This is a genomic window from Streptomyces sp. RKAG290, assembly GCF_023701695.1.
GTDB lineage: Bacteria > Actinomycetota > Actinomycetes > Streptomycetales > Streptomycetaceae > Streptomyces.
Genome location: NZ_JAJOZC010000001.1, coordinates 1,258,939 through 1,270,449 on the forward strand (window position 1 = coordinate 1,258,939; position 11,511 = coordinate 1,270,449).

11 protein-coding genes and 3 pseudogenes are annotated in these 11,511 nt (G+C 71.6%); 13 read left to right on the forward strand and 1 reads right to left on the reverse strand.

The genetic code is table 11. The features are described from left to right. Nucleotide 1: 1 nt before the first annotated feature. The 12 genes and pseudogenes from LNW71_RS05420 (at nt 2) to LNW71_RS05470 (ending at nt 9,451) form a co-directional block, all read left to right on the forward strand. Nucleotides 2–655 carry a DUF5947 family protein gene (locus LNW71_RS05420; RefSeq protein WP_250967196.1) on the forward strand — a complete coding sequence of 218 codons (654 nt, stop codon included), beginning with the start codon at nt 2–4 and terminating at the stop codon, nt 653–655. Next, complete coding sequence (locus LNW71_RS05425; protein ID WP_250967197.1) at nt 652–1,293, forward strand: DUF6084 family protein; 642 nt, start codon at nt 652–654, stop codon at nt 1,291–1,293. Before LNW71_RS05420 ends, LNW71_RS05425 begins: the two co-directional genes overlap by 4 nt. After that, on the forward strand, nt 1,290–2,135 hold the full coding sequence (locus LNW71_RS05430; RefSeq protein ID WP_250967198.1) for a hypothetical protein: 846 nt from the start codon (nt 1,290–1,292) through the stop codon (nt 2,133–2,135). Before LNW71_RS05425 ends, LNW71_RS05430 begins: the two co-directional genes overlap by 4 nt. Before the next feature lie 11 nt (nt 2,136–2,146). Further along, on the forward strand, nt 2,147–2,701 hold the full coding sequence (locus LNW71_RS05435) for a hypothetical protein (protein ID WP_250967199.1): 555 nt from the start codon (nt 2,147–2,149) through the stop codon (nt 2,699–2,701). Further along, nucleotides 2,698–2,817: a hypothetical protein gene (locus tag LNW71_RS36840; RefSeq protein WP_374119350.1), complete on the forward strand. Its 120-nt coding sequence runs from the start codon at nt 2,698–2,700 to the stop codon at nt 2,815–2,817. Before LNW71_RS05435 ends, LNW71_RS36840 begins: the two co-directional genes overlap by 4 nt. Before the next feature lie 42 nt (nt 2,818–2,859). Next, a complete protein-coding gene (locus LNW71_RS05440; RefSeq protein ID WP_250967200.1) occupies nt 2,860–3,072 on the forward strand; it encodes a hypothetical protein in 213 nt (70 codons plus the stop codon). 52 nt (nt 3,073–3,124) lie between these two features. Next, nucleotides 3,125–3,655: a hydrogenase maturation protease gene (locus LNW71_RS05445; protein WP_250967201.1), complete on the forward strand. Its 531-nt coding sequence runs from the start codon at nt 3,125–3,127 to the stop codon at nt 3,653–3,655. A 2-nt stretch (nt 3,656–3,657) separates the two neighbouring features. Then, nucleotides 3,658–6,213, forward strand: a complete 2,556-nt coding sequence (gene hypF, locus LNW71_RS05450) for a carbamoyltransferase HypF (RefSeq protein WP_250967202.1) — start codon at nt 3,658–3,660, stop codon at nt 6,211–6,213. Between the two features lie 50 nt (nt 6,214–6,263). After that, nucleotides 6,264–6,560 (forward strand): HypC/HybG/HupF family hydrogenase formation chaperone, encoded by a 297-nt coding sequence (locus LNW71_RS05455; protein ID WP_250967203.1) that lies wholly within the window; start codon nt 6,264–6,266, stop codon nt 6,558–6,560. Beyond that, a pseudogene (gene hypD / locus LNW71_RS05460) lies at nt 6,557–7,659 on the forward strand (hydrogenase formation protein HypD). Before LNW71_RS05455 ends, hypD begins: the two are co-directional and overlap by 4 nt. Before the next feature lie 8 nt (nt 7,660–7,667). Then, a pseudogene (hypE, locus tag LNW71_RS05465) lies at nt 7,668–8,734 on the forward strand (hydrogenase expression/formation protein HypE). Next, the gene (locus LNW71_RS05470) at nt 8,735–9,451 is read left to right on the forward strand and encodes a DUF6390 family protein (RefSeq protein ID WP_250967204.1); all 717 of its coding nucleotides are present in this window, start codon (nt 8,735–8,737) and stop codon (nt 9,449–9,451) included. A gap of 1 nt (nt 9,452) precedes the next feature. On the opposite strand, the pseudogene LNW71_RS05475 reads toward LNW71_RS05470, so the two are convergent. Beyond that, a pseudogene (locus tag LNW71_RS05475) lies at nt 9,453–10,399 on the reverse strand (NADP-dependent oxidoreductase). Nucleotides 10,400–10,516: 117 nt separating this feature from the next. Between LNW71_RS05475 and LNW71_RS05480 the strand changes: the two are divergent. Next, the gene (locus LNW71_RS05480; protein WP_250967205.1) at nt 10,517–11,476 is read left to right on the forward strand and encodes a GlxA family transcriptional regulator; all 960 of its coding nucleotides are present in this window, start codon (nt 10,517–10,519) and stop codon (nt 11,474–11,476) included. The last annotated feature ends 35 nt before the right edge of the window (nt 11,477–11,511 follow it).

An 11,511-nucleotide genomic window follows, 5' to 3' on the forward strand; every position in this document is an offset into this window, starting at 1 on the left:
CGTGATCGCGGCCGGCCGGACCGCCTCCCCGGCGGCCTCGCTGCTGCGCCTCACGCGCAACCGGCCGCAGCCGGCCGCCGGGGAGCGCTGCGAGATGTGCGCGGAGCCGATCGGCGAGAGCCATTCCCACGTGGTGAACCTCGACACCCGCGCCCTGATGTGCGGTTGCCGGGCCTGCTACCTGCTGTTCACCGACGAGCAGGCGCAGCTGCGCTACCGGGCGGTCCCCGAGCGGTATCTGCACTTCGCCGGGCTCACCGTGGACGGGCGCGCCTGGGACGAGCTGCAGATTCCCGTCGGGCTCGCCTTCCTGTTCCGCAACTCCGTCCAGGACCGCACGGTCGCCTTCTACCCGGGCCCCGCCGGAGCCACCGAGTCGGAGCTGCCGCTGGACGCCTGGGCGGCCGTCGTGGAGTCGAGCCCGGAGCTTGCGGTGCTGCGCCCGGACGTCGAGGCACTGCTGATCCGGCGCACCGCCGAGGGCGGTGGATCGTGCCACCTCGTTCCGATCGATGCCTGTTACGAGCTGGTGGGCAGGCTGCGGACGCTGTGGCGCGGCTTCGACGGCGGCACCGAGGCACATGCCGCGATGGACGCCTTCTTCGCGCAGGTGGCGGACCGCAGCAGGCCCGCTGCCGGGGCGGGGGCGTCGTGAACGACTTCGCCTTCTCCGTGCTCGACATCTTCGCCGAGCCGTACGCGGCGGTGCCGCAGCTGACGGCCCGGCTGCGGATCGAGGAGCTGACCGGCAGGCGCATCCACGCTGTCGCGCTGCACTGCCAGGTCCGCATCGAGCCGCAGCGACGGCATTACGACGACGCCGAACAGAGCGGTCTGCAGGCTCTGTTCGGGGGGCGGGACCGCTGGAACGACACCTTGAAGCCGTTCCAGTGGATGAGCTGCGACACGACGGTGCAGGGCTTCAGCGGCGCCACCGAGGTCGATCTCGCCCTGCCCTGCACCTACGACTTCGATGTGATCGGTTCGCGCTATCTGCACGCCCTGGGAGCGGGATCGGTGCCCCTCGCCCTGATGTTCTCCGGCACGGTCTTCACCCGCGGCAGCAAGGGCTTCGGGGTGGAGCAGGTGCCGTGGGACTGCGAGGCCCGGTACCCGATGCCGGTCGAGGTGTGGCGGAGCATGGTGGCGTCGCACTTCCCGAACACCGGCTGGATCAGGCTGGACCACGACGTGCTGGCGCGGTTCGCGGACTTCCGGGCCCGGCGCGGGCTGATCAGCTGGGACGAGACCGTGCAGGCCCTGCTGGCCGAGAACGACGAGGTGGTCCTGTGAGCCTTGACCAGGTGCGCGTCGTCGCGGACGCGGTGCTGTACGAGGGGTACCTCCTCTACCCGTACCGCGCGAGCTCGCACAAGAACCAGTCGCGTTGGCAGTTCGGGGTCCTCGGTCCGCCACGCGCGACGGCGGCGAGTTTCGGCGAGGAGCCGGAGATGGAGGCGCAGTGTCTGCTGGCTCCGGGCGAGGGCCCGGCGGCGGTCACCCTCCATCTGCGCTTCCTTCAGCTGCAGGTCCGTGAGGTGCAGCGCCGGGAGGCGGACGGCAGCCATGTGCCGGTCGAGAAGCTCACCGTCGACGGGGTCGCGGTGATGACCTGGGACGAGGCGGTCGAGCAGGAGATCGTCCTCGTGGCGGAGCCGTTGGCCGAGCCGGCGGACGGCGTCCATCAGGTCCCGGGCGGTGAGGAGTCGGAGCCGCTCAGCGATGCGAGCGGCACGGTCGTGGGGCGGATCGTACGGCGCCGGCTGCCGCTGGCGGTCCGGATCCGGACCGGGAGCACGGTCGACGACGGCTTCGTGCGCCTGACGGTTTCGGTGCGCAACGAGCATCCGGAACCGGTCGCCACCAAGGACGCCGCGATCCGCGCCTCGCTGATCGGCGCGCATCTGCTGCTCCGGGCGCACGACGCCGAGTTCGTCTCGCTGCTCGAACCGCCCGCCGGGGCCTCGGCCGCCGCCGGTCGCTGCCGGCAGCGCAGGTGCTGGCCCGTGCTGGCCGGCCCGAAGGGGTCGACGGACACGGTGCTCGGTGCGCCCATCATCCTGTACGACTACCCGGAGGTGGCCGAGCAGAGCGCCGGGCCCTGTTCGACTCGACCGAGATCGACGAGATCCTGACCCTCCGGGTGATGACCATGACCCAGGAGGAGAAGGCGGAGGCACGGGCCACCGATCCGCGGGCCCGGGAGATCATCGACCGGTGCGACGGCATGTCGCCGGCCGATCTGCAGCAGCTGCACGGCCTGCTGCGCGATCCGCACGCGCCGGCACCGGCCGCCCCGGCGGGTCCCGTCGCCCCGGCGCCCGATGTCCGGGACGCGGAGCCGGCCCCCTTCGACACCGGGGGCGTGCCCTGGTGGGACCCGGCGGCCGACGCGTCGGTACGGCCGGGGAGCGATGCGGTGACGATCGACGGGGTCCGGGTGGCCAAGGACAGCCTGGTCCGTGTCCATCCCTCGCGGCGTGCCGACGCGCAGGACCTGTTCTTCGCCGGCCAGGTGGCCAGGGTGACCGCGGTCCTGGCGGATGTGGACGGCGGTACGCACGTCGCCCTGGTCCTCGTCGACGACCCGGCTTCGGACCTGCACGACTGGTACGGCCGCTACTTCTACTTCGCGCCCGACGAGCTGACACCGCTGAGCGCCGAGGAGACGGCGCAGTACCGAGAGGAGAACCGATCGTGAAGAGCCTGGGCATGATCACCGCCGGTGTGGCGGCGGCTGTGGCGCTGGTCGCCGTGGGCGTGGGGATCAGGTCGATCCCCGACATCCGCCGCTACCTGAGAATCCGCTCGATGTGAGTTCCGATGTGTGAATCCCGATGTGAGTGAGGAAGTGCACCCATGGCGGACACGCCGAAGAAGGACAGCGCGGTCGAGGAAGAGCCGCAGGAGGTGCGGGGCCCCATGGGCTCGCGCGACACCGGCTCGGACAAGCCGGAGGGCGGCCCGGCCGACCGGCCGTCGGGCACCTCGGACGAACGCTCCGACACCTCCGTGCAGCCGAAGAAGGCCGAGGACCCCGACTCGCCCTACCTGCAGTCCGGCGGCGGCTGAGACGGCGGGGAGCGCCGTCGCGTCCGACCAATTCACCGAGCGGGAGCCGAGGATGACGAAGGAACCGGACACGCCCGGACGGGTGCTGGTGGCGGGCATCGGGAATCTGTTCCTCGGCGACGACGGCTTCGGCCCGGAGGTCGTCCGACGGCTGGCCGGTTCCGGCGGGATGCCCCCGCAGGTCCGGCTGGTCGACTACGGCATCCGCGGCATGCACCTCGCGTACGACCTGCTCGACGGGTACGACGCGCTGGTGCTGGTCGACGCGTACCCGGGCGGCGGCCCGCCCGGGGAGCTGACGGTGCTCCGTATCGGCGTGGCGGACCTCGGTACGGGTGAATTCGACGCCCATGGAATGAATCCGGTCGCTGTCCTTGCAAACCTGGACCAATTGGGCGGTACTCTTCCGCTCACCTACCTCGTGGGCTGCACCCCCGCCGGCGTCGAGGAGGGCATCGGGCTCAGTGAAGCCGTCGACAACGCGGTGCCCGAGGCGATCCGGACAGTGCACACCTTGGTCCGGCAGCTCGTGTCAGCCGTACCGACCGCGTCCGTGAAGAGCGCCGAACCCCGGAGATCCTGATCATGTGCCTTGGCATTCCTGGTCGCGTCGTGGAGATCGTGGACGGGTATGCGGGGCAGCTGGCACTCGTGGACGTGGAGGGCGCGCAGCGGCGCGTCAACATCGGCATGCTCGACGAGCCACCCCGTAGCGACGACTGGGTCCTTCTCCACATGGGCTTCGCCGTCGAGCTCATCGACCGGGCGAAGGCCCAGGAAGCCATGGCGGGCCTGGAGATGATGGGCCGCGGCCGGGAAGAGCGGATCCGGCGCAGGTTCGAGGTGCGCGGCGTCGTGCAGGGCGTGGGCTTCCGGCCGTTCGTCTACGTCACCGCCTCCGAGCTCATGCTCACCGGCACGGTGACGAACACCGGTGACGGTGTGCTCGCCGAGGTCGAGGGAGGCGCCGACGCCGTGGCGGAGTTCGGCCGCCGGCTGCGCGACGACGCACCGCCCCTCGCGGTCGTCGAGGACGTCCGTACGAGCGAGCTGGCGACCCGCGGCGGTACCGGCTTCACCATCGAGAAGTCCAGCGCGGGTGAGGGCGCCAGGACGCTCGTCTCGCCCGACATCGCCACCTGCCAGGACTGCCTGGACGAGATGGGCGACGCCTCGAACCGGCGCTACCGCCACCCCTTCATCACCTGTACGCACTGCGGCCCCCGGTTCACCATCGTCACCGCAGTGCCGTACGACCGGGCCGCCACCACGATGGCGGCCTTCGACATGTGCGCGAACTGCCGGGCGGAGTACGAGGATCCGCGCGACCGCCGCTTCCACGCCCAGCCGATCGCCTGCCGCGACTGCGGCCCCCGGCTCGAACTGGTCGGCAAGGAGGCCGCGGCCCGGGTCCACGACGAGGACGCGCTGCGGGCCGCACGGGAACTCGTCGCCGGTGGCGGGATCATCGCCGTGAAGGGGCTCGGCGGCTACCACCTGGTGTGCGACGCCCGCAACGACCGGGCCGTGGCCGAGCTGCGCCGGCGCAAGCAGCGTGGCGGCAAGCCCTTCGCGGTGATGGTCGCGGGGCTCGACGCCGCCCGGGAGCTGGTGACCATGACCGGTGACGAGGAGGAGCTCCTGACCGGCAGCCGCCGGCCGATCGTGCTCCTGCCCCGGCGCCGGGACGACCGGGCGCCGGCGGGCGTGTCCGACATGGTGGCGCCGGGCAGCGCCGACCTCGGCCTGCTGCTTCCGTACACCCCGTTGCACGTGCTGCTCCTGGGGACCGGGGACGACCGGCCGGGTCCGGACGCGCTGGTGATGACGTCCGCCAACCTGTCGGGCGAGCCGATCGTCACCGACGACGAGGCGGCGCTGACCGTACTGGCCCCGCTGGTCGACGCGTGGCTGCGGCACGACCGGCGCATCCATGTGCCGTGCGACGACTCCGTCAGCCGGTACGTGGCCGGTGCCGAACTTCCGCTCCGCAGGTCACGCGGGTACGCCCCACTGCCGCTCGCCCTGCCGTTCGACGTCCCCGCGACGCTCGCGGTGGGCGCCGACCTGAAGAACACCTTCGCGCTGGCCGAGGGCCGCTACGCCTGGCTCAGCCAGCACGTCGGCGACATGGACGACCTGGCCACGGTCGAGGCGCTGACCCGGACCGAGAAGCACCTGGAAGACCTCACCGGTGTGCGGCCCACCCGGCTGGTGGCCGACCGGCACCCCGGCTACCGCTCCGCCGAGTGGGCCCGCGCCCACGCGGCCGGGCGGCCGGTCCGTACCGTGCAGCACCACCACGCGCACATCGCCTCCGTGATGGCGGAGCACGGCCTGGGCGCCGACGAGAGCGTCATCGGCATCGCCTTCGACGGGACCGGTCACGGCGACGACGGGGCGGCCTGGGGCGGTGAGGTCCTGGTGGCGGGCTACAAGTCGTTCCGCAGGGCCGCCCACCTGGGCTACGTGCCACTGGCCGGGGGCGACGCGAGTGTGCTGCGGCCGTACCGGATGGCGCTCGCGCACCTGCACGCGGCGGGTATCGCCTGGGGTGAGGACTCACCGGCGGTCCGCGCGTGCCCGTCCGCGGAACGCGACGTGCTGGCGCATCAGTTCACCACCGGTTTCGGATGCGTGCCCACGTCGAGCATGGGCCGGCTCTTCGACGCGGTCGCCTCACTGGCCGGTGTCCGGCACGAGGTGGCGTACGAGGCGGAGGCGGCCGTGGAACTGGAGGGGCTGGCGCGGACGGCCCGAGCCGACAGCGACACCCCGCAGGTCAGCTACTGCTTCGCCGTCAGGCCGGCCACGGGAGAGGAACCCGCCGTCGCCGATCCGGGCCCGGTCGTGCGGGCCGTGGTGTCCGACGTACGGGCCGGTGTGCCCGCCGAGCTGATCGCCGCGCGCTTCCACGCGTCCGTAGCGGCGCTGATCGCCGACCTCGCGGAGAGCTGCCGCACCCGCACCGGGCTCGGCACCGTGGCCCTGGGCGGCGGCGTCTTCCAGAACGCCGTGCTGCTCGAAGCGGCCCAACGCGTCCTGACGGCTCGCGGCTTCACCGTCCTGCGGCCCCGGCTGCTGCCGCCGAACGACGGCGGGATCGCCCTCGGCCAGCTCCTGATCGCCGCATCGGGCTGAACCGGCCCCGCCTCCTGCGCACTCCAAGGGATCCACAGAGAAGAGGGACCATGTGTCTGGCTGTTCCGGGGCGTGTCCTCAGTACCGCCGAAGTCGACGGCACCGTGATGGCCGAGGTCGACTTCGGCGGGGTGCGCAAGGAGGTCTGCCTCCAGTACATCCCCGACGTGACGGTCGGTGAATACGTCATCGTGCACGTCGGTTTCGCCATCCAGCGCCTGGACGAACGGTCGGCCCAGGACACCCTTGCCAACTTCGAGCGGCTCGGCATCCTCGCCGAGGAGTTCGGCGACGGCCTCGAACTCGCGGCCCAGCAGGGCCAGTCCCCCGAAGGAGCCGGCCGGTGAAGTACCTCGACGAGTTCAGCGACCCCGATCTCGCGAAGAAGCTGCTCGACCAGATCCATGCGGCCACCACGCGGGAGTGGGCGATGATGGAGGTCTGCGGGGCCAGACCCATTCGATCATCCGGCACGGCATCGACCAACTGCTTCCGGACGGCGTGGAGATGATCCACGGCCCGGGATGCCCCGTCTGCGTCACCCCGCTGGAGATCATCGACCGGGCGCTGGCGATCGCCGCCCGCCCCGGCGTCATCTTCTGCTCGTTCGGCGACATGCTGCGGGTACCCGGAAGCAGCCAGGACCTGTTCTCGGTCAGGAGCGCGGGTGGTGACGTGCGCGTGGTGTACTCGCCCCTCGACGCGCTGAAGCTGGCACGCGAGAACCCGGACCGTGAGGTCGTCTTCTTCGGGATCGGGTTCGAGACCACCGCGCCCGCGAACGCGATGGCGGTGTACCAGGCAAAGCGGCTCGGGGTGCGCAACTTCAGCCTGCTGGTGTCGCACGTGCTGGTGCCGCCGGCCATGGCCGCGATCATGGAGTCCTCGACCTGCCGGGTGCAGGCGTTCCTCGCCGCGGGCCACGTGTGCAGTGTGATGGGGACGTCGGAGTACCCGCCACTGGCACAGAAGTACAAGGTGCCGATCGTGGTCACCGGCTTCGAGCCGCTGGACATCCTCGAAGGCATCCGCCGGACCGTCCTCCAACTGGAGTCGGGGCGGCACGAGGTGGAGAACGCCTACCCCCGCGCCGTTCGCGAGGAGGGCAACGCACCCGCCATGGAGATGCTCGGAGATGTCTTCGAGGTGACGGACCGGACCTGGCGCGGCATCGGGGCGATCCCCCGCAGCGGCTGGCGGCTCTCCGCGAGATACCGGGCGTTCGACGCGGAGGAGCGGTTCGACGTGACGGACATCCACACCGAGGAGTCCTCGCTCTGCCGGTCGGGCGAAGTCCTCCAGGGCCTGATCAAGCCGCACGCGTGCGAGGCGTTCGGCAAGGAATGCACGCCCAGGAACCCGCTGGGCGCGACCATGGTGTCGTCCGAGGGCGCCTGCGCCGCGTACTACACCCACCGCCGACTGGAACTGGTCGATGCGAAGTGACTGACGTGATGCAGGAAGTGCCCGACCTCGACTTCGAGGGGTGGGTCTGCCCCGTACCGCTGCGGGACATCCCGTGTGTCGTGATGGGCCACGGGGCGGCGGCGCGATGTCCGCCGAACTGATCGAGCATCTGTTCCTGCCGGCTTACGGTGCGGCGGCCGCCTCCGACCTCGGCGACTCGGCCGTCCTGACGGTCGGCTCCGGTACCCGCCTCGCCTTCTCCACGGACTCGTTCGTGGTGAAGCCGATGTTCTTCCCCGGCGGATCGATCGGTGAGCTGGCAGTGAACGGGACGGTCAACGACCTGGCGATGTCGGGTGCGACACCCCTGTTCCTGTCGACCGCCTTCATCCTCGCCGAGGGCACCGAGCTGAGCACCATCGGCCGGATCGCCCAGGCCATGGGCCGGGCCGCCGGAACCGCCGGCGTCCGGCTGGTCACCGGGGACACCAAGGTCGTGGAGCGCGCCAGTGGCGACGGCGTCTACATCAACACCTCCGGCATCGGGGTGATCCCTTCCGGTGTCGACATCCACGCACGCCGGGCGCGCCCCGGGGACGCCGTGATCGTCAGCGGTGACATCGGCGTGCACGGGGTGGCCGTTATGAGCTGCCGGGAGGGCCTGGAGTTCGGTACGACGGTCGAGAGCGACACCGCTCCGCTGCACGGCCTCGTCGCCGCGATGACCGCCACCGGCGCCGACCTCCATGTGCTCCGGGACCCCACCCGCGGCGGTGTCTCGGCGTCGCTGAACGAGATCGCCCGCGCCTCGGACGTGGGCATCGAACTGGTCGAGCGGCTGCTGCCGGTGCCCGCCACCGTGCGGGACGCGTGCAGTCTGCTCGGGCTCGACCCGCTCCAGGTGGCCAACGAGGGCAAGCTGATCGCGATCGTCCCGGAGGAGGAGGCGGACCAGGTACTGGCCGCGATGCACGCCCATCCGCTGGGCCGGTCCGCGTGCCGGATCGGCAGCTGCGTACCGGATCATGCCGGGATGGTGGTCGCACGCACGGGCCTGGGCGGGAGCCGCGTGATCGGGCTCCCGATCGGCGAACAGCTGCCGAGGATCTGCTGAGTGAGCGCCGAGGGCGCGCTGCTGTTCGCGCGATACGCCTACCCGCCCAACGAGCTCGGCTACTGCGGTCCCGCCGACGCGGCCGCTCTCCTGCGTCGTGACGCGACCGCCGACATCGAGCGGCGGGCCAGGCAGTTCGAGGGGGCCTGGTGCTATCTGGAGTACCTGGCGGAGACGGCCGGCATCCCGGACCCGCTCGACGCGCGGGTGGTGGAGGCCTACTGGATCGGCAACGAGCTGCTGGACCTGGTCGATCCCGGCGCCCTGCTGGAGCGCATGACGGACCGGTTCCGGGGCCAGCTGGGCGGCACCTGGCGCGAGGCCTCGCGGCGGGCACAGGCCCACCACAGCTTCCAGGTGTTCGAGGTGTACCCATGGGCGCCGATGCTGCGGACGGGCGGCAATCCGACCGCCCTGTCCGTGCTGGACCAGTGCCGCATCCGTACGGGGGTGGTCATCGCGGCCGACAGTGAGGTGGCGACCGTACGGTCGCGCCCGCTCGGCTGGGACGGGGCGGGGCTGGTCACCGGCGAGTGGCGGGAGGAGACCGTGCGCTGCTCGGCCGGCGGGAGGACGCTGATCGACGGCCTCACCCCCGGCGACCGGGTGGCGCTGCACTGGGACTGGGTGTGCGACGTGCTCACGGACGAGCAGGCCCGGCGCATCGAGTCCCTCGAGACTCTCCGGCACACCGAACTGGGCCTGCTCGCCCGGTGACTCACGGGGTGTCGGTGCCCTCCACGACCAGGACGATCTTGCCCGTGGTCCGGTCGGTCTCGCCGAGGGCGTGGGCCTTGGCAGCTTCGGCGAGCGGGAACGTGGCCTCGACGTGGGCCCGGAGCGAGCCCGCTTCCACGAGCTCGGCGACCGCACTCATGCCGGCGTGGTCGGCCTCCACCAGGAGGGTCTCGACGCGGACGCCCCGGGACGCCGCCTTCGCCGCTTCGCCCGGGTCGGTTCCCGGCAGGAGCGATACGAGGGTGCCGCCGGTGCGCAGCACGTCGAGGGAGCGGGTGCGGGTGTCGCCTGAGAGGGGTCCAGGACCATGTCGATGTCCTTGACGGCCTCGGCGAAGTCGGTGGTGCGGTAGTCGATGACCTCGTCGGCGCCGAGTGAGCGGACGAAGTCGTGCTTGGCCGCACTGGCGGTGCCGATGACGTACGCGCCGCGGGACTTGGCGATCTGGACGGCGAGGTGGCCGACTCCGCCGGCGGCGGCGTGGATGAGGACGCGCTGTCCGGCACGGACGTCGGCGGTGTCGACGATCGCCTGGTACGCGGTGAGGGCGGCCAGCGGCAGCGCCCCGGCCTGGATGTGGTCGATGCCGGCGGGCTTGTGGGCGAAGGCGCGGGCCGGGGCGGCCACGAACTCGGCGTGGGAGCCGACCCCGTACGGGTAGGGGAGCATCCCGAAGACCTCGTCGCCCGGCTTGAAGATCGTGACGCCGTATCCGACGGCCTCCACGACCCCGGAGACGTCCCAGCCCAGTACCAGCGGGAGGCGGTCCACGAAGAGCCCGTTGGCCCGGTGCTTCCAGTCGGTGGGGTTGACGCCGGCCGCGTGGACGCGGACCAGGATCTGGCTCAGGCCGGGTGCCGGCCTCGGCAGCCGGACCTCCTTGAGGACCTCGGGGCCTCCGTGTGTGTCCTGCCTGACGGCGCGCATGGTGTCAGGGGCTTCGGGGTCGGTGTTGTTCGCTGTGCTCTGGCTCATGCACCAAGCCTCGCCGAGCCGGCCGTCCCGTACCATGGCATGATTGCCATCTTTCGACAGGATTCTGCCATGGCTCGTGTTCACCGTGTCGTCGTGCTCGCCCTGGACGGCGTGTACCCCTTCGAGCTGGGCATCCCGAGCCGGGTCTTCGACGCGGCGGAGGGCCGGTACGAGGTCGTGACCTGCACCGTCGACGGGGCCCCGGTGCGTACCAACTCCGATTTCTCGGTCACCGTCGAGCGGGGGGCGGAGGCCCTGGCCACGGCCGACACCGTGGTGATCCCGCCCTTCGACACCTCGCTCGTCACCCAGGAGGTACCGGCCTCGGTCACGGCGGCCCTCAAGTCCGTGCCGACGGGCGCGCGCATCGTGTCGATCTGCACGGGCGCCTTCGTCCTCGCCGCCGCCGGACTGCTGGACGGCCGGCCGGCCACCACGCACTGGGCACTCGCCCGCGCCTTCCGGGAGCGGTTCCCGCACATCGCACTCGATCCGGACGTCCTCTTCGTCGACGACGGCGACGTGCTGACGTCGGCGGGCGCGGCCTCGGGCGTCGATGTCTGCCTGCACCTCGTGCGCAAGGACCACGGCAGCGACGTCGCCAACCGGGTCGCACGCGCCTGCGTCGTGCCGCCGTGGCGGGACGGCGGGCAGGCCCAGTACATCGACCATCCGGTCCCCGAGAACGCCTCGAACGGCACGGCCGGCACCCGCCAGTGGGCACTGGAGCACCTGCACGAGCCCCTGAGCCTGACCGAGCTCGCCGACCACGCGCGGATGAGCCTGCGGACCTTCGCCCGCCGCTTCGGCGAGGAGGTCGGCATGAGCCCCGGCCGGTGGCTGATCCACCAGCGGGTCACGCGCGCCCGCCAGCTGCTCGAATCCACCGATCTCCCGGTGGACGACATCGCCGCCCGGGTCGGCTTCGGCACGGGCACCTCGCTGCGCCAGCACCTGCACGCGGTCATAGGCGTCTCGCCGCTCGCCTACCGGCGCACCTTCCGCGGGGTACCGGCCCAGATCCACTGACACGTCGGCACCACGGCCCCACCTGGAGAGGCCGG